The sequence below is a fragment of the Nocardioides sp. Soil777 genome, from assembly GCF_001428425.1.
Lineage (GTDB): Bacteria > Actinomycetota > Actinomycetes > Propionibacteriales > Nocardioidaceae > Nocardioides > Nocardioides terrigena.
Map to the genome: position 1 here is coordinate 399469 of NZ_LMSN01000019.1, position 18393 is coordinate 417861.

The 18393-nt window shown below is 72.4% G+C and carries 15 protein-coding genes; 2 read left to right on the forward strand and 13 right to left on the reverse strand.

What is annotated here, in order from left to right:
• Nucleotides 1–21: 21 nt before the first annotated feature.
• The 4 genes from ASG88_RS20300 to ASG88_RS20315 form a co-directional block, all read right to left on the reverse strand.
• Nucleotides 22–2622: a DEAD/DEAH box helicase gene (locus ASG88_RS20300; RefSeq protein ID WP_056889246.1), complete on the reverse strand. Its 2601-nt coding sequence runs from the start codon at nt 2620–2622 to the stop codon at nt 22–24.
• Nucleotides 2619–3521 carry a site-specific tyrosine recombinase XerD gene (gene xerD, locus ASG88_RS20305; RefSeq protein WP_200956526.1) on the reverse strand — a complete coding sequence of 301 codons (903 nt, stop codon included), beginning with the start codon at nt 3519–3521 and terminating at the stop codon, nt 2619–2621. Before xerD ends, ASG88_RS20300 begins: the two co-directional genes overlap by 4 nt.
• 23 nt (nt 3522–3544) lie before the next feature.
• Nucleotides 3545–4660 carry an alanine dehydrogenase gene (gene ald, locus ASG88_RS20310; protein ID WP_056889247.1) on the reverse strand — a complete coding sequence of 372 codons (1116 nt, stop codon included), beginning with the start codon at nt 4658–4660 and terminating at the stop codon, nt 3545–3547.
• A gap of 82 nt (nt 4661–4742) precedes the next feature.
• Nucleotides 4743–5381 carry an NUDIX domain-containing protein gene (locus ASG88_RS20315; protein WP_056889248.1) on the reverse strand — a complete coding sequence of 213 codons (639 nt, stop codon included), beginning with the start codon at nt 5379–5381 and terminating at the stop codon, nt 4743–4745.
• Between the two features lie 26 nt (nt 5382–5407).
• On the opposite strand from ASG88_RS20315, the gene pepN reads away from it, so the two are divergent.
• Nucleotides 5408–7855 carry an aminopeptidase N gene (gene pepN, locus ASG88_RS20320; RefSeq protein WP_056889249.1) on the forward strand — a complete coding sequence of 816 codons (2448 nt, stop codon included), beginning with the start codon at nt 5408–5410 and terminating at the stop codon, nt 7853–7855.
• 49 nt (nt 7856–7904) lie between these two features.
• Here pepN and ASG88_RS20325 read toward each other — a convergent pair whose 3' ends face one another.
• From ASG88_RS20325 to ASG88_RS20360, 8 genes are all read right to left on the reverse strand, one after another.
• Nucleotides 7905–9602: a CTP synthase gene (locus ASG88_RS20325; RefSeq protein WP_056889250.1), complete on the reverse strand. Its 1698-nt coding sequence runs from the start codon at nt 9600–9602 to the stop codon at nt 7905–7907.
• An 11-nt stretch (nt 9603–9613) separates the two neighbouring features.
• On the reverse strand, nt 9614–10492 hold the full coding sequence (locus ASG88_RS20330) for a copper transporter (RefSeq protein WP_056889251.1): 879 nt from the start codon (nt 10490–10492) through the stop codon (nt 9614–9616).
• Nucleotides 10492–11691: a putative cytokinetic ring protein SteA gene (gene steA, locus ASG88_RS20335; RefSeq protein ID WP_056889252.1), complete on the reverse strand. Its 1200-nt coding sequence runs from the start codon at nt 11689–11691 to the stop codon at nt 10492–10494. The genes ASG88_RS20330 and steA overlap by 1 nt, the downstream gene beginning before the upstream one ends.
• A gap of 135 nt (nt 11692–11826) precedes the next feature.
• Nucleotides 11827–13578, reverse strand: coding sequence for a DNA repair protein RecN (gene recN / locus ASG88_RS20340; RefSeq protein ID WP_056889253.1), 1752 nt, complete (start codon nt 13576–13578; stop codon nt 11827–11829).
• On the reverse strand, nt 13571–14563 hold the full coding sequence (locus tag ASG88_RS20345) for an NAD kinase (protein WP_235534933.1): 993 nt from the start codon (nt 14561–14563) through the stop codon (nt 13571–13573). Before ASG88_RS20345 ends, recN begins: the two co-directional genes overlap by 8 nt.
• Entirely contained in the window at nt 14560–15399 is an 840-nt protein-coding gene (locus ASG88_RS20350) for a TlyA family RNA methyltransferase (RefSeq protein ID WP_056889254.1), read from the reverse strand. The genes ASG88_RS20345 and ASG88_RS20350 overlap by 4 nt, the downstream gene beginning before the upstream one ends.
• A 5-nt stretch (nt 15400–15404) precedes the next feature.
• Nucleotides 15405–15608: a hypothetical protein gene (locus ASG88_RS20355; protein ID WP_157559851.1), complete on the reverse strand. Its 204-nt coding sequence runs from the start codon at nt 15606–15608 to the stop codon at nt 15405–15407.
• 10 nt (nt 15609–15618) lie between these two features.
• A complete protein-coding gene (locus ASG88_RS20360; RefSeq protein WP_235534934.1) occupies nt 15619–16641 on the reverse strand; it encodes an HAD-IIA family hydrolase in 1023 nt (340 codons plus the stop codon).
• A gap of 47 nt (nt 16642–16688) precedes the next feature.
• Between ASG88_RS20360 and ASG88_RS20365 the strand changes: the two genes are divergently transcribed.
• Entirely contained in the window at nt 16689–17819 is a 1131-nt protein-coding gene (locus ASG88_RS20365; RefSeq protein WP_056889257.1) for a DUF1015 family protein, read from the forward strand.
• On the opposite strand, the gene ASG88_RS22790 is transcribed toward ASG88_RS20365, so the two are convergent.
• Entirely contained in the window at nt 17779–18147 is a 369-nt protein-coding gene (locus ASG88_RS22790; protein WP_235534935.1) for a single-stranded DNA-binding protein, read from the reverse strand. The genes ASG88_RS20365 and ASG88_RS22790 overlap by 41 nt on opposite strands.
• Between the last annotated feature and the right edge of the window lie 246 nt (nt 18148–18393).

The window sequence follows — 18393 nt, forward strand, 5'->3', positions numbered from 1 at the left end:
CATCGGCCGGGCCCCACCCGGTCAGAGCCGGTGCATCGCCACGGTGGCGAGCATCAGCTCGCCCGCCTCGTCCGAGGCGTCGCAGTCGACCACGGCGTCGATCACCCAGTCGTGATCGCCCGCCGGGTCGTGGATCGTCTGGCGTACGTCGCGCAGCCGGGCCGTGGTGCCCTCCTCCGCGCCGACGGGCTCACCCGTCCGCTCGTCACCGATGGCGAGCAGCTCGGGCCCCCGCGCGTCGCCGTCGACGACGACGGAGTCGTGGTCGGCGTAGTACGCCTCGATCGCGGCGTCCCAGACCGACCGGCCGACGACCACCTGGCGCGGCGGGTCGAGGCGGTCCGCCGCCGCCCGCTCGAGCCGCAGCAGCCCGTCCAGGTCGTCGCGGGAGACCAGGTCGACGCGCGCCCACATGGCGTTGCGGATCATCACGGTGAAGGGGCGGAGCTGCTTGCTGACCGGTCGCGGCGGGGGCGGCGGCTCGTGCGCCACGATCCGGCCGGGGACGTGCTCGGGGTCGGTCAGGGCCTCCCACTCGTCGAGGAGCGAGGAGTCGGTCTGGCGGATCGTCTCGCCGAGCCACTCGATCAGGTCCTCGAGCTCGGGGGTGCGGTGCGCGTCCGGGACGGTCTGGCGCAGCGTGCGGTAGGCGTCGGTGAGGTAGCGCAGCACCAGGCCCTCGGAGCGCGCGAGCTGGTAGCGACCGACGAAGTCGGTGAACCCCATCCCCTGCTCCCACATCTCCCGCACGACCGACTTCGGGCCGAGCGCGTCCTCGCGCAGCCACGGGTGCCGCTGGCGGTAGGTCTCGTAGAGCCCACCGAGCAGCTCGGCGAGCGGCTGCGGCCAGGTGATCTGGTCGAGCAGCGCCATCCGCTCCTCGTACTCGATCCCGTCGGCCTTCATCTCCCCCACCGCCTCGCCCCGGGCGGTGAACTGCTGCGCCATCAAGATCTGCCGGGGCGCCTCGAGCACCGACTCGATGACCGAGACGATGTCGAGGGTGTAGCTGTCCGACTCCGGGTCGAGGACGTCGAGGGCCGCCAGCGCGAAGTGCGCCAGCGGCTGGTTGAGGGCGAAGTCCGCGGGCAGGTCGACGGTGAGCACGTAGCGGCGACCGTGCTCGTCCCTCTCGTCGAGCCGGGTCATCACGCCCGACCGCAGCAACGAGCGTCCGAGCCGCAGCGCCCGCCGTGACAGGCGGAGCTGCTGGCGTCGCTCCTCGTGGTTGTCGGTGAGCAGCCGGCGCATCACCGCGAACGCGTCCTCCTCGCGGGTGGCCACGTTGATCAGCATCGCGTTGTCGACCCGCATCCGGGAGACCAGCTGCTCCGGGACGCCCGCCACGAGCTTGTCGTAGGTCTGCTCGGTCCACACGACGGTGCCCTCGGGCGGCTTCTTGAGCTGCGCCTTGGACTTGCGCTTGGCGTTGGCTCCGGGGGCGGCGTTCTTGGCCTCGGCCTTCTTCTTGGCACGCTCGTTGTCGATGACGTGCTCGGGCGCCTGGACGACGACGTACCCGGCCGTGTCGTAGCCCGCCCGACCCGCGCGACCCGCGATCTGCTGGAACTCGCGGGTCCGCAGCACCCGCTGGCGGCTGCCGTCGAACTTCGCGAGACCGGTGAAGAGCACGGTGCGGATCGGCACGTTGATGCCGACGCCGAGGGTGTCGGTGCCGCAGATGACGGTGAGGAGGCCGGACTGGGCGAGCTGCTCGACGAGGCGTCGGTACTTCGGCAGCATCCCGGCGTGGTGGACGCCGATCCCGTTGCGCACCAGCTTGGACAGCGTCTTGCCGAAGCCGGCCCCGAAGCGGAAGGCGCCGATCCGGTCGGCGATCGCCTCCTTGTCGACCTTGACCTTGGTGCCCTTGAGCAGGGAGGTGGCGTGCTCCACGGCCGCGGCCTGGGTGAAGTGCACGACGTAGACCGGGGCCTGCCCCGTCTCCACAAGCTCCTTGAGGGTGTCGTCGAGGTGCTCCATCGACCACGAGAAGTGGAGCGGGACGGGTCGCTCGGCGTCGGCTACGACCGCGACCTCCCGGCCCGTACGACGCGTCAGGTCGTCGACGAAGAACGAGACGTCGCCGAGGGTCGCCGACATCAGCAGGAACTGTGCGTCCACGAGCTCGAGCAGCGGGACCTGCCAGGCCCACCCGCGGTCGGGTTCGGCGTAGAAGTGGAACTCGTCCATCACGACGAGGCCGACGTCGGCCGAGCGTCCCTCGCGCAGCGCGATGTTGGCCAGGATCTCGGCGGTGCAGCAGATGATCGGGGCGTCGGCGTTGACCGCGGCGTCGCCGGTGAGCATCCCGACGTTCTCGGCCCCGAAGACCTCGCACAGCGCGAAGAACTTCTCGCTCACCAGCGCCTTGATGGGTGCGGTGTAGAAGCTGACCTTGTCCTGGGCCAGGGCGGCGACGTGGGCGCCGAGGGCGACCATGGACTTCCCGGAGCCGGTCGGCGTGGCCAGGATGACGTGGTTGCCGCCGAGGAGCTCGATGACCGCCTCGTCCTGGTGGGGGTAGAGCTCGAGCCCCTGCTCCTCGACCCACCCGGTGAACGCGTCGTACACGCCGTCGGGGTCGGTGGTGGAACCGAGCCGCTCGTCCAGCCGGGTCACTCTCGGGCCCGGGGGTGTGCGGTCGCAAAGACCTCGCGCAGGTTGTCCACGGTCACCAGTGTGTACACCTGGGTGGTGGTCACCGACGCGTGGCCCAGCAGCTCCTGCACCACCCGCACGTCCGCACCCCCGTCGAGCAGGTGCGTGGCGAAGGAGTGGCGCAGCGTGTGGGGAGACACGTCGCGGGTCACACCGGCCCGGTCGGCGGCCTTGACCAGCACCGCCCACGCGCTCTGGCGGGACAGCCGACCGCCGCGGGAGTTGAGGAAGAGCGCCCCGCCCGGCGTCCGGGCCGCCACCAGGTCCGGACGGGCCCGGGTGAGGTAGGCGTCGACGGCCTCGAGGGCGTAGCCCCCCACCGGGACCAACCGCTCCTTGGAGCCCTTGCCCCGCAGCAGGACAGTGCCGTCGACGGTGTCGAGGTCGTCGACGTCGAGGCCGACTGCCTCCGAGATCCGTGCCCCGGTGCCGTAGAGCACCTCCAGCAGGGCGCGGTCGCGCAGCGCGAGCGGCGTGCCGGCGGCACCGGACGCCTCGAAGATGGCCTCGACGTCGGACAGCGGCAGCGCCTTGGGCAGCCGCTTGGCCGGCGTCGGGGGCTTGACGGCGCCGGCCGGGTCCACGGTGGCGAGCCCGTCACTGACGGCGAACTTGTGGAAGCCCCGCACCGCCACCACCGTGCGCGCCGCCGACGTGGAGCTGAGCGGCGGGTGGTCGGCGTCGCCCTCCCGGAGCCTGACCAGGAATCCCGACACCGTCGCCTCGGTGATCTCGTCGAGGTCGCCGATCCCCTGAGCCTCGAGGTGCGCGGCATACCTCCGCAGGTCGCGCCGGTACGACGACAGGGTGTTGGCGGCGAGCCCCCGCTCCACCGAGAGGTGGTCGAGGTAGGTGCGGATGGCCCTGGTCAGGCCGGGTGCGTTCAGGGCAGCACCGACTCCGGGGCGACGGCGTCGACGCCCACGGCCTGGCCAACGGGGATGTTGGTGAGCGCGCCGGCGTGGGTGTTGAGGCCCTTGAGCAGGCTCGCGTCGTCGCGGCAGGCCTGCGCCCAGCCCTTGTCGGCCAGGGCGACGGCGTACGGCATGGTCGCGTTGGTCAAGGCGTACGTCGAGGTGTTGGGCACCGCGCCGGGCATGTTGGCCACGCAGTAGAAGACCGAGTTGTGCACCGTGTAGGTCGGGTCGGCGTGCGTGGTCGCGCGCGTGTCCTCGAAGCAGCCGCCCTGGTCGACGGCGATGTCGACGAGCACCGAGCCCGGCTTCATCTGGGAGACCAGCTCGTTGCTGACCAGCTTGGGGGCGGCGGCACCGGGGATGAGCACGGCGCCGATGACCATGTCGGCCTCCATGACCTGCTGGCGGATCGCCAGCGCGGACGACGCGAGCCCGTGAACCCGGTTGTTGTAGCGCCAGAACGACATCCGCAGCTTGTCGAGGTCGGTGTCGAGCAGGGTGACGTCGGCGCCCATGCCGAGGGCGATGTTGGCGGCGTTCTGGCCCGAGACGCCGGCGCCGATGATGACGACCTTGGCGTTGGCGACGCCGCCGACCCCACCCATCAGCACCCCGCGACCGCCCTGGGCCTTCATCATCGAGTAGGCGCCGACCTGGGGGGCGAGGCAGCCCGCGACCTCGGACATCGGGTAGAGCAGGGGCAGCCCGCCGGAGGGCAGCTGCACGGTCTCGTAGGCGATGGCCGTCGTCCTCCGCGACAGCAGCTCGTCGGTGAGCGGCTTGTCGGCGGCGAGGTGGAGGTAGGTGAAGAGGGTGAGGTCCTCGCGGAGGCGGTGGTACTCCTCGGCGATCGGCTCCTTGACCTTGAGGACCATCTCCGCGGTGCCCCAGACGTCGTCCGCGGCGTCGAGCATCGTCGCCCCGGCGGCGACGTACTCCTCGTCGGGGATGTTGGACCCGAGTCCGGCACCCGCCTCGACGTAGACCTCGTGGCCGTGCTCGACCAGCTCGTGGGCTCCCACGGGGGTGAGCGCCACCCGGTACTCGTGGTTCTTGACTTCCTTCGGTACGCCGACCTTCACGACTCACTCCTCGACAGGGCAGTTCACACGGTGATGCGGGTCACAGCTCGTGACAGCAGACCGACGATATCGCCCGCGCCGCTCAGGTCGCGTCGAGGCCCCCGCGTCGCTTGAGCACGTCGTAGGCCAGCACCGCCTGGGCGAGCGGCCCCTGCCGGACGCGACCGTCGAGGACAGCGTCGAGCAGCTCGGCCATCGGCACCCAGAAGACCTCCATCTCGGCCTCCTCGGCGTGCATCTCGAAGTCGCCCCGGGAGGCCTCGGACAGGCCGCGGGCCAGGAAGATCTCGTGCACCTCCTCGGTGATGCCGGCACTCGCGTACGTCGCGAGGAGGAGCTGCCAGGACGTCGCGGCCAGCTCGGCCTCCTCGCGCAGCTCGCGCATGGCCGTCTCCACCGACGGCTCGTCGCCGGCATCGCGCAACCCCGCGGGGAGCTCGACGAAGTCCTGCCGGTTGGTGTGCCGGTACTGGCGCAGGCACAGCACCCGCTCGTCGTCGTCCACCGCCAGCACGACCACCGCGCCCGGGTGCTCCAGGGAGAGCCGCCGGAACCGGTCGTCGGGGTGCCCGGGCCGGGCGACGACGTCCTCGCGCAGCGCGACGATCCAGTCGTCGCGGTGCAGGTCGCGGGACCCGTGGACCGGCCACGAGGCGGGCCGGTCGGCGAGCGGGGCCTCCGGCGCCGGGGTCGCGGGGTCCAGACGGTCCTCGGAGCTCATGCGAGCGACGCTATACGGTCGGGCCCATGACCCTCCTGAGCCTGACCCGCGACGAGGCAGCGCGCCGATCCGCGCTGATCACCGTCGAGCGGTACGACATCCTGGCCGACATGTCCGCCCTGCTGGAGGGCGAGCGATTCGCCTCGACCAGCACGGTGACCTTCACCTGCTCGGCACCCGGCTCCTCGACGTTCGTCGACATCGCGGCCGACGTGCTGTCCGCGACGCTCAACGGCGTCGACCTCGACGTCTCCACCGCCGTCGACGGCCGCCTCCCCCTGCCGGACCTCGCCGAGCGCAACGTCCTGGTCGTCGAGGCCGAGACGACCAACACGGCCGCCGGGGAGGGCATCCTCCGCACCATCGACCCGACCGACAAGCTCGTCTACGTCTGGACGAGCCTCGAGACCGACGAGGCCCGCCGCCTGTGGGCCTGCTTCGACCAGCCCGACCTCAAGGCACCGCACCGCTTCACGGTGCTCGCCCCGGAGAGCTGGAAGGTCACCTCCAACTCCGCGCCCGACTCCGTCGAGACGACCGACCTCGAGGACGTGCGGGTCTGGCGCTTCCCCGACACTCCCCCGCTCTCGACGTACGTCGTGGTGGTCAACGCCGGTCCGTTCCACGAGGTCCGGCAGCGGCACGACGGCTACGACCTCGGCTTCTACTGCCGCCAGTCCCTGGTGCCGCACCTCGAGCGCGACCTCGACGAGCTGGTCACCCTCACCCGCCAGGGCCTGGCGTTCTTCGGGGAGAAGTTCGGCGTGCCGTTCCCGCAGGAGCGCTACGACCAGGTGTTCGTCCCCAACCTCGGCGGTGCGATGGAGAACTGGGGGTGCGTGACGTACGGCGACGGGCAGCTCTTCCGCACCCCGCCCACCCACCAGCAGCGCCAGGTCCGCGCCGAGTTCGTCTTCCACGAGATGGCCCACATGTGGTTCGGCGACCTCGTCACGATGCGCTGGTGGGACGACCTGTGGCTCAACGAGGCCTTCGCGTCCTGGGCCGCCAACTGGGGCCTGGCCAACGCCAGCGAGTTCACCGAGATCTGGTCGAGCTTCCTCGCGCTCTTCAAGCGCACCGCCTACGAGATGGACATGGGGCCGGCCGCGCACCCGATCCGCGGCGAGGTCCACGACGTCTCCCAGGCGATGGCCAACTTCGACGCGATCACCTACGTCAAGGGCCAGAGCGTGCTGCACCAGCTCGCGGCCTTCATCGGCGAGGACGCCTTCGTCGCCGGGCTGCAGACCTACTTCGCCCGCCACTCGTGGGGCAACACGGTCCTCTCCGACCTGATGACGGCCTTCGGCGAGGCCGCCGGACGCGACCTCGGCGACTGGACGCGGGCCTGGCTGGACCGGGCCGGCACCGACGTCCTCACCCTGGAGGACGGCGTCCTCCTCGCCACGTCGCCCGACGCCGAGCCGCCGCGGCCGCACCGCGTCGACATCGCGTCGTACGCCGTGGTCGACGGGGGACTGGAGGCCACCGGCACCACGCCGGTCGTGCTCTCCACGCCCGAGGCACCGGTGGACCTGCCGCGGGGCGACCTGCGACTCGTCAACGCCGACGACCTGACCTTCGCCGCCGTGCGTCCCGACGCGCAGTCGCGTCGACTGATGTTCGAGCACATCGCCGACCTCCCCGACCCGCTGTCGCGGGCGCTGGTGGTGGGCACCGCCTCCCAGCTGCTGCTCCTCGGCGAGCTGGCCCCGCGGGTGGCGGCCGGTGCCGTGACGCGTGGGCTGGCGAGCGAGACCAGCCCTGCGCTGGTCGAGGCGTTCCTGGCGATGGGCATGCAGTTCGCCGACCGCTGGGCACCCCAGGACGAGGCCCCGGCCCTGCAGGAGGCGATCGCCGACGCGGCGCTGGCGCTGGCGGACACGGACCTGCACCGCCAGCCCGCCCTGCGCGCGCTGGCCGGCTCGGCGTCCACCGAGGCCCACTGGAGGGTGCTCGACGAGGCCGCCGCGGCCGCCGACGACAACGACCTCGCCTGGCGCATCGCCACCCGCCGGGCGCAGCTCGGCGACTACGACGCCGACGCGGTGCAGCGGCTGCTGGACTCCGACCCCGACCCGGACGCCCACACGCGGCGGCTCGCCGTGCTGGCGGCCCGGCCGGACCTGGAGTCCAAGCAGGAGGTCTGGGACGCGTTCTTCGTCGACTACAGCATCCCGGCCAGCCGCGAGACGCTCGTGCTGGGCGCGACCTTCTGGCGTCCCGGGCAGAGCGAGCTGCTGGCGCCGTTCGCGATGCGCTACCTCGAGGAGCTGCGCTCGCTCAAGGGCGGGCTGCTCAACCAGGGCCTCGTCATCCGGGCGATGTATCCCCTCGGCGTCGGCGACGAGCACTTCCTCGTCGCCGCCGAGAAGGCCTCGCACGACGAGTCGCTGAGCGCCTACGCGCGCAACCAGCTCACGTCCAACTCCTACGTCCAGGCGCGCATCCTGGAGGCCCGCAGACTCTGACTCAGCGGCCCGCTGACTCCGACGGAGCCGCGGGCCGGCCCGCCCCGGGCTACGGGGCGGGCACCTCGTCGTCGGCGTCGATCCGGCGCACCTCGTCGATGGGGAACCGGAGCTCCTTCTGCCGCTCGATCGCCGCGCCCACCAGGCCCGCGAAGAGCGGGTGCGGGCGGGTCGGGCGCGAGCGGAGCTCGGGGTGCGCCTGGGTGGCCACGTAGTAGGGGTGCACGTCGGCGGGGAGCTCGACGAACTCGACGAGCCCGAGGTCCGGGTTGATGCCGGAGAAGACCAGGCCGGCCTCCTCGAGGCGACCCCGGTAGGCGTCGTTGAACTCGTAGCGGTGGCGGTGCCGCTCCTCGACGCGGGAGGCGCCGTACGCCGCGTGCACGACGCTGCCGACCGTCAGCTCGGCGGGCTGGAGGCCCAGGCGCATGGTGCCGCCCAGGTCGCCGGCGCCGTCGACGTACTGCTTCTGCTCCTCGATCGTGGAGATGACCGGGTCCTGCGCGTCGGGCTCGAACTCGGTGGACCCGGCGCCTGTGATGCCGGCGACGTTGCGGGCGTACTCGATGACCATGCACTGCAGGCCCAGGCACAGGCCGAGCGTCGGGATGCCGTTGGTGCGGGCGTAGGTGAGCGCGCCGAGCTTGCCCTCGAGGCCGCGGATGCCGAAGCCGCCGGGGACGCAGACGGCGTCGACGTCGTGCAGGTGCTTGTGGGCGCCCTCGTGGGTCTCGCACTCGTCGGAGGCGATCCAGCGGATCTGGACCTTGGCCTCGTGGGCGAAGCCGCCGGCGCGCAGCGCCTCGCCGACCGAGAGGTAGGCGTCCGGCAGGTCGATGTACTTGCCGACCAGCGCGACGGTCACCTCCTCCTGCGGGTGGTGGACGCGGCGCAGCAGGTCGTCCCAGGCCGTCCAGTCGACGTCACGGAACGGCAGGTCGAGGCGGCGTACGACGTAGGCGTCGAGGCCCTCGCGGTGCAGCACCTTGGGGATGTCGTAGATCGAGGGGGCGTCGGCGGCGGTGACCACAGCCTCGTCGTCGACGTCGCACATCAGCGCGATCTTGCGCTTGATGCTGTCCGGGAGCTCCCGGTCCGCGCGGCAGACGATGGCGTCGGGCTGGATGCCGATGGAGCGCAGTGCGGCGACCGAGTGCTGGGTCGGCTTGGTCTTCAGCTCGCCCGACGGGCCGATGTAGGGCACCAGGGAGACGTGGATGAAGAAGCAGTTGTCCCGGCCGATCTCGTGGCGGGTCTGGCGGGCGGCCTCGAGGAAGGGCAGCGACTCGATGTCACCCACGGTGCCGCCGACCTCGGTGATGACGACGTCGATGTCGTCGCCCCCCATGGCCAGGATGCGGTCCTTGATCTCGTTGGTGATGTGCGGGATCACCTGGACGGTGTCGCCGAGGTAGTCGCCGCGGCGCTCCTTGGCGATGACCGTCGAGTAGACCTGGCCCGTCGTCACGTTGGCGATCTGGTTGAGGTTGGTGTCGAGGAATCGCTCGTAGTGCCCGATGTCGAGGTCCGTCTCCGCACCGTCGTCGGTCACGAAGACCTCCCCGTGCTGGAACGGGTTCATCGTCCCCGGGTCGACGTTGAGGTAGGGGTCGAGCTTCTGCATGGTCACGCGGAGACCGCGAGCCTTCAGGAGGGCTCCGAGGCTGGAGGCGGTGAGCCCCTTGCCGAGCGAGGAGGCGACGCCTCCGGTCACGAATACGTGCTTGGTCGGCGTCCGGTTCTTCACGGGGTTCGAGCCTACCCCAGCGGGACCGGACCGTCGGCACCCGACGCACCGAAGGACCCGCCCGGGGTCTCGATCGCCCGTGCCAGCGCGATCACGGTGGTCACCTGGCCGGCCGTCGTCTCGACGCCGTCGACGGTCGCGACCTCGGCAGAGACGGGCTCGGCACGCAGGAGTCCGAGCTGGCCCTCGCCGCCGTCCGCGGTGTCGCCCACGACGACGACGCCGGTCGCCGCACGGTCGAGCCCGGTGACGAGTCCGGCCAGGATCGCGTCGCCGCCCTCGGGGGACGGCTCCTCACCGAGGACCAGCAGCACGAGCGGTGCCCGGCGCTCGACGTCGGCGGGCGCGGTGACGAGGTCGGCGCCGGTGAGGCTCTCGAGGATCGCGCGGCCCTTGCCGTTGGTGGCCTCGCCCTCGGGGGTCGCGGTCGCCACCGCCAACCCCAGGAGCTGACCGATCCGGTCGTAGGTGGTCGCCTCGGGGGCGACCGCGTCGCCCTGCTGGGTCATCAGCTGGCTGCCGAGGGTGTCGACGAGCGTCTTCTGGTCGGGTCCGACCATGGTCTCGGTGAGGTCGTAGCGCGCCGACACCGCTCCCCCGGCGGCGGCGATCCGCTCGGTGAGCCCGGTGACCACCTGCTCGTCCGCACCAGGCACCGTCACCAGGGCGACCTGGCGGTCGGTCAACCGGCCGGCGACGAGGGCGGGGGCCACGGCGCCCGTGAAGCTCTCGGTGTACGCCGCCTGCGGGGCGGCCTCCGCGACCGGGGCGCTCGTCTCCGTCGAGGCGGCCTCGGTCACGTCGGAGAGCAGCCCGCCGCCGAGGACGATGCCCACGGCGAGGGCCACGAACACGGCGACGAGGGTGGTGATGTGCTGGCGGAGGGTCATCAACGCAGGAGTCCTTGCAGGCTGTCGATCAGGTCGGTGGTGGTGGGTCCGGCGGCCGTCACGATCGCGTCGGCCCACTCCTGCCCCACGGGGGTCACCCCGATGGCCGCGCCGAGGGCCAGGAGGCCGGCCACGGCGAGGGCGAGCAGGTGGCGGGGGCGCACGGCGCCGTCGTACAGCGTCGGGACGGCGGCGGCGTCGACGAGCCGCGGGCCCACCTTGAGGCGGGTCAGGTAGGTGCTGGCGAGGCCGGTGCGCCGTCGGTCGAGGAACTCGTCCAGGGTCGCGTGCATGCCGACGCCCACGATGAGGCTGGCGCGGCCGGTGTCGGCGAGGAGCAGCGCGGCGTCCTCAGCGGTGGCGCCGCTCTCGAAGCGCAGCGGTCGGACCCCGGAGCGGTCCAGCCGCTCGGTGGCCGACCGGGCGGCGCCCCGCTCGACGAGGGCGACCACGTCGGTGGCCTTGCGCAGCACGTCCAGCGAGGGCAGCTCGTCGGCGCCGGCGCTGGCGACCACGACGTCCGGCTGGTGCCCGGCGGCGCGGAGGGCGTCGGCGCCCCGGTCGACGCCGATCAGGACGGGCCGCTGCTCCTTGATGAAGGGCTTGATGCCCGCGAGCTCCCGCTCCCAGTCGTGTCCCCGCACGACCACGACCACGGGCCGGTCGGCCATGTCGGTGGCAGTGCGCGGCACGCCCCGCCCGTGCAGCAGGAGGTCCTGCTCACGGCGGAGGAACTCGGTGCTGTTGTGGGTGAAGCTCTCGAGCTGGGCACGCAGGCCCAGCCGCGCGGACTCCAGCTCGTCGGCGACGAGGGCGAGGTCCACCTCGCGCCCGGCGGCGACCTGCCGCTCGTCGGCGTACAGGGTGCCCTCGTGCAGGCGGACCCGCGCACCGTCCTTGACGGCCGTCAGCACCGCGTCGCCGCAGGTGTCGACCACGACGACGCCGGCCGCCGCGAGCACCTCGGGGCCGAGGTTGGGGTAGCGCCCGGAGATCATCGGCGAGGCGTTGAGGACGGCGCCGACACCGGCGTCCACGAGCGCCTGGGCGGTGGACCGGTCCATGTCCTGGTGGTCGACGACGACCACGTCGCCGGGACGCACCCGCGAGAGCAGGTGGACGGTACGACGGTCGACGCGGGCGGTGCCGGACAGGCCCGGCAGTGCGGGGGCGGAGCGTTGCCGCGTGGTGATCTTCATGACCGCCTCATGGTGTCAGCCAGGTACGGCGCCTCGCGGGACGCCGGGCGCGGCGTGTCAGGTCGATCCCGTGAGGCCGCTCACCTGTCCGCCGACCGCCGACCCGGGCGCGGCAGCGCTCGTCAGGGCTCGTGGTCAGGACCCGGCGCGGGAGGGGGCGGCCGTGTCGAGCAGCTCGCGGGCGTGGGCCCGGGCGGAGTCCGACTCCTCGACGCCGGCGAGCATCCGGGAGAGCTCCTTCTCCCTGGCCGCGTCGTCGAGCACCACGAGCCCGGACGTGGTGACCGTGCCGTCGCTCTGCTTGTGGACGACCACGTGCCGGTCGGCGAAGGCGGCCACCTGTGGCAGGTGGGTGACGACCAGCACCTGGGCGCGACGGGCCAGCTGGGCCAGCCGGCGGCCGATCTCGATCGCGGCCTTGCCACCGACGCCGGCGTCGACCTCGTCGAAGACGAACGTCGGCACCGGGTTGGACTCGGCGAGGCTGACCTCGAGGGCCAGCATCACGCGCGACAGCTCGCCCCCCGATGCGCCCTTGTGCAGCGGCCGGGCCTCGCTGCCGGTGTTGGCGGCGAGCAGGAACTCCACCTCGTCGAGGCCGCTCGTGGTGGCTCGCAGCCAGCGCTTCCCCACGCGCAGCACCCCGGGGGTGGTGCGCTCCGGCTCGGCCACCTCGTGCTGGCCGACCGCGATCGTCACGACCGCGTGCGGCATCGCCAGCTGGGTCAGCTCGCCGCTGACCTGGTCCCCCAGCTCCGCGGCGGCTGTCTGCCGGGCGGCGGACAGGCGCACCCCGGCGTCGGCCAGCTCGGCGCGCAGGCGCGACTGCTCCGCCCGCAGGGTGTCCGTGCGGCCGTCGGTGTCGTCGAGGTCGAGCAGGCGGCGTGAGCTCTCCTGGGCCCAGGCGAGCACGTCCTCGACGGTCTCGCCGTACTTGCGGGTCAGTGCAGTGATCGCCGCCCGGCGCTCGCTCACCGCGGCCAGACGGGCGGGGTCGATGTCGAGGCGGGATGCGTACGACGCCACGTCGGCCGCCAGGTCGGACAGCAGGTAGGTCAGCTCGGCCAGCCGGTCGGCCAGCTCGCCGGCCTCCGGGTCGTGGTCACGCACTCCCTCGAGCAGGGTGCGTGCAGCGGCGGTGGTGGCCAGTGCGTCGGGGGCGTCGTCGTCGCTGGACAGCGCCTCGCGGGCCTGCTCGGCGGCGGTGCGCAGGGTGTCGGCGTAGCCGAGCCGCGACTCCTCGGCCGCCAGCGCGGTGTCCTCGCCCGGCTCCGGGGAGACGGCCTCGACCTCGCCGAGGCCGAAGCGCAGCCGGTCGGCCTCCTGGGCCCGCTCACGGGCGTGGGTGACGACGTCGTCGAGCTCGCGCTCGACGTCGCTGAGCTCGGTGTGCAGACGCCGCCACTCGGCCAGCAACGCGTCGACGGCAGCCGCGGCGTGGCGGTCGAGAGCGTCGCGCTGGGCGCCGGCTCGCAACAGGCGGTGCTGGTCCGACTGACCGTGGACGGCCACCAGCGACTCGGTCACCTCGGCCATCCTCGAGACCGGGACGGAGGCACCGCCCACCCACGCACGGGAGCGCCCCTCGGCGGCGATGTTGCGGGCGATGACGACCTGGCCGTCCTCGGTGTCCCCGCCGACCTCGTCGACCGCCGCGCAGAAGGCGGTGAGCGTCCTGGCGTCGACGACACCCTCCACCCGGGCGTGCGCGGACCCCGAGCGGACGGCACCGGTGTCGGCCCGGCCCCCGAGGAGCAGGCTGAGCGCCGTCACCACCATCGTCTTGCCGGCACCGGTCTCGCCGGTGATGACCGTCAGGCCGGGGCCGAGCTGCAGGGTCGACGACTCGATCACGCCCAGCGAGCTGATGCGGATCTCCTCAAACATCGACGCTGACCTCCTCGATCTGGGGCACCTCGCGGCGACGACGCTCGGCCGCACCGCGCCACCCCTCGACGGGCAGGTCGAACTTGGCGACCAGGCGGTCGGTGAACGGAGCCTGGTGCAGTCGCACCAGGCGCACCGGCCGGACACCGCGGCGGACCTCGATGCGGGCACCCGGTGGCAGGTCGACCGTGCGGCGACCGTCGCACCACAGCACACCGGCTCCCTCGGTGTTGCCGAGCACCTCGACCGCGAGGACGCTGGTGGGCGCCACGACCATGGGACGGGCGAAGAGCGCGTGGGCGCTGATCGGCACCATCAGCAGCGCCTCGACACCCGGCCACACGACCGGGCCCCCGGCGCTGAAGTTGTAGGCGGTCGAACCGGTGGGGGTCGCGCAGACCACCCCGTCGCAGCCCCAGCGGGACAGCGGACGACCGTCGATCTCGACGACGACCTCGAGCATCCGCTCCCGGGCGGCCTTCTCCACGCTCGCCTCGTTGAGGGCGAAGGTCTCGGCGACCAGCTCCTTGTCGCGGTAGACGCTCACGTCGAGGGTGAGCCGCTCCTCGGTGATGTAGCGCCGCGCCACGATGGCGTCGATGGTCGACTCCACGTCGTCCTGCTCGGCCTCGGCCAGGAACCCCACGTGGCCGAGGTTGACGCCCAGGAGCGGTGTCCCGCTGGCGTGCGTCATCTCGGCGGCCCGCAGGATGGAGCCGTCGCCACCGATCACCAGCGCCAGCTCGCAGCCCACGCCGGCGTGCTGGGCCGCGTCGACCGTCTCGAGCGCGGGCTCCAGGGTGCCTGCGGCGAGGTCGAGGTCCTCCGCCTCCTCGGCCAGCAGGCGTACGACGATGCCGTGGGCGGTCAGCGCCCGGACGCAGTCGCGCGCGACCTCGCGCGCCTCCTCACGCCCCGTGTGGGCCAGCACCAGCACGCGGCGCACGTCGTCGTGCGCGGGCGCGGCGGCGGGGTGGTCGGTCACGGGTCCACCCTCTCACCTGGCACCCCCAGAGCTCCGGAGCGTTGCACCTCGGCGGCGATGTCCTCCGCGCCGATGCTCGCGGGGCCGTTCCTGAGCAGCAGGAAGAACTCCACGTTTCCCGACGGGCCGGGCAGCGGGCTGGTCGTGACGGCCACGGCACCCCAGCCGCGGCGGGCGGCCGCGTCGGCGACGGCGGTCACCGCCTCGGCCCGCAGCCCGAGGTCGCGGACCACTCCCCCCTTGCCGACCCGGTCCTTGCCCACCTCGAACTGGGGCTTCACCATCAACGCCAGCTCGCCACCAGGCGACGTGACGGAGATCAGCGGGTCGAGCACGAGCTCGAGGGAGATGAAGGACAGGTCGCCGACCACCAGGTCCACCGGCTCGCCGACGAGGTCGAGGGTGAGCTCGCGGATGTTGGTGCGGTCGTGCACGATCACGCGGTCGTCGCTCTGCAGCGACCAGGCCAGCTGGCCGTAGCCCACGTCGACGGCCACGACCTCGCGTGCCCCGTGGCGGAGCAGCACGTCGGTGAACCCGCCGGTCGACGCGCCCGCGTCGAGGCACCGCTTGCCCTCGACCACCACACCGTGGGCAGCGAAGGCATCGAGCGCGCCCGCGAGCTTGTGACCGCCGCGCGAGACGTACTCGGGACGGTCGGGGTCCTCGCGTACGACGATCGCGACGTCGGTGGTGATGCCCGTGGCGGGCTTGGTGGCCACCGCACCGCTGACCTTGACGCGGCCCTCGGCGATCAGCTCACTCGCGTGCTCCCGGGAGCGGGCCAGGCCGCGACGGACGAGCTCGGCGTCGAGCCGGAGCCGACGGGGAGGCATCGTCCTCAGTCCGCGGGTGCGTCGAGCGCACGCCGCAGGCGGTCGTGGGCCTGCTCGAACACCGCCACGTGCTCGGCGACCGGCCGGTCGGCCAAGCCGTCCAGGGAGGCCAGGACGGCATCGACCTCGGCCACACCGGTCGATCCCGCGGTGTCGGTGCCGGCGGACCCGCGGTCCTGGGTCTCGTCGTCGGGGTGCTGCTGGTCCATGTCGCGCACGCTACCCGTGCTCCCCCGCCCGAGAGCCCTCCGGCACCGACACGCCGTCGACGGACGCGGCCTCGCCGGTCTCGTCCAGGTGGGCCCAGCCCGCGACCGCCACGACCCGCCAGAAGTCCGACGTACCGCCGTCCCCTTCGACCTCGAGCCGCCCGTCGACCACGCGCGCGGTCCAGCCACCGAGCCCGACCGCCCCGTCATCGGCGGTGTCCGGGACCGGGTGGGGCTCGAAGAGGCCTTCCATGTCGGCGGCCACGTACGTCGGGCGCATCTCGGGTGCCGCGGCCACCAGCTCGGGCAGGTGGGTGACGCCGGTCATCACCAGCAGCGAGTCGACCTCGACCACCCGCGCTCCCTCGATGTCGGTGTCCAGACGGTCCCCGATCATCAGGGGGCGCTGTCCACCCACCCGACGCAAGGTCTCGTCGAGGAGCGGGCGCGCCGGCTTGCCCGCCACCACGGGCTGCACCCCCGCGAAGTCGGAGATCGCCTTGACCAGCATCCCGTGTCCGGGAGCCAGCCCGTAGTCGGTCGGGATCGTCATGTCGGTGTTGCTCGCGACGTAGGGCAGACCGCCTTTGACGAGGGTCGCGGCGCGCATGATGTCCTTCCACAGGACCTCGGGTCCGTAGCCGCTGACGACCGCCACGACGTCGTCGGGCTCGGCCACCGCGACCAGGTCCTCCGCCGCCAGGGCGGCCTCGAGTCCCGCACCACCGAGCAGCAGGACACGTGCCCCGGCGCCGAACCGCTCCCGCAGGACCCGCGCGGCCGCCTGCGCCGACGTCACCACGTCGTCCGCGGTGGCGTCGATCCCCAGCTTCACCAGGTTGGCCGCGACCTTCTCGGGCGTCCGGGAGGCGTTGTTGGTGACGAACGCAAGGTGCACCCCCGCCTCGCGGACCCGCCGCAGCCGGTGGGGAACCCCGTCGATGGCCGCACCACTCACGTAGACCACGCCGTCGAGGTCGAACATCGCCAGGTCATACGACTCCAGCAACGAGTCGTCGCACGCGTTGAGCACTCTCACCCTCCCACCGACCGAAACTCTTCGGCCCCTACGATGCTTCGATGGACTTCGCCGCCACCGTGGTCACGCCGCCGTACGTCGCGAAGCCACTGGGACTCGCCCCGTTCCGGGGAATGATGTTGTCCCCCGCCCGGGTCGGGGACCCTGCCTCGGCTCGCGCCTTCGCGCGACCCTATCGGTCGGTCGCCGGCCGGCTGGCGGAGTGGGAGCGCCGCGGGCACGTGACCCAGGACACGACGCCGGCGCTGTACCTCCACGAGTACACCGCGGGCGGTCTCACCGTCCGCGGCATCGTCGGCACCCTCGATCTCTCCCGGCGGGCGACGGGGCTCGACGACCGGGCCGTCTGGCCCCACGAGGGGATCCACCCGGTGCAGGTGGACGAGCTCGCCGACCGGATGCTGGAGATGGAGATGAACCCGGCACCGATCCTCCTCGTGCACGACGGTCCCACCGGGGTGCGTGATCTCGTACGACGCCTGGTCACCACCACGCCGCACCGCGCGTTCAGCGACCGGGCGGGGCAGCAGCAGCGGTTGTGGCGCATCGACACCCCGGCCGACGTCGCCCTCATCAACGACCAGCTGGCGGGGGCCTCCGTGCTCATCGCCGACGGTCACCACCGGTACGCCGCCTACCTGAGGCTCCAGCACCAGCACCCCGGCACCGGCTGGGACAGCGGACTGGCCATGCTGGTCGACCAGGGGGACACCGGGCTCTTCCTCGGCGCCATCCACCGCACGCTGCGAGGAGTGGGGCTCGACGACCTGCTCTCGGCGGCGCGAGCCGCGGGTGCGACCACGAGGAGCCTGCAGGCAGGTACGGCGCTCATCGCCCTGGCCCCCGGGACCCTGACCGCGACCGACGGCGATGCCTGGTCGGCGATCGACGTCCCGGACCGGGGGCTCCTGCCTGTCGAGTGGCTCCACCGGGACCTCGTCCCGACGCTGACGTCCCCGCAGGTGGCATACCACCACAGCGTCGAGGAGGCCCTGGCGCTGGCGGGTCCGACCGCCGTCGGCGTGCTGCTCCCTGCACCGGACTTCGGCGACGTCGTGAGGGTCATCAACCGGGGTCGCCTCCTCCCCGAGAAGGCCACGTCCTTCCAGCCCAAGCCGAGCCTGGGCGTGCTCATGCGCTCCCTGCACGCCGCACCAGTCGACCCGAGCTGACCTCCACCTCCACCCGCGAGGCAGCAGATCCGCCGGCCCGGAAGAAGCGCCTCCGGACGGCACCCTCGACCTCGACGACGTCCCCGGGCTGCCACCCCATGGCTGAGCGCCGGACGCGGGGCAGCCACGCGGTGCACTCGAGGGCGTCGACGCGCTGTCGGGACTGGTGGCCCTCCGGTCGCCCGACCACCACTCGGAACGAGCACAACACGTCACCGCTGGGAAGCGCGACTTCCTCAGGGGCCGCGGACACCCGACCCACCAGACGGACGACGTTGACGTCTCCCTCACGGCCGGCCGTGGGGCCGGTCATTGCCTGTGCAGACATGCACATCACCTCCAGCTCCGAGGCTGGGGCAGGCCACCGACATCGGGGCCGGGACATCTGACGCCTGTGCACACAGAGCAGTACAACAACAGTTGTGGACAGCTCCTGGCGCGCAACACCTCGCACAGGTGAGGACCACAAGGTGGGTAAATGGGAAAGAGGGGCCGCCTGGTGGCGGCCCCTCTCCCAATGTATGTCCGGCGGCGTCCTACTCTCCCACAGCCTCTCGGTTGCAGTACCATCGGC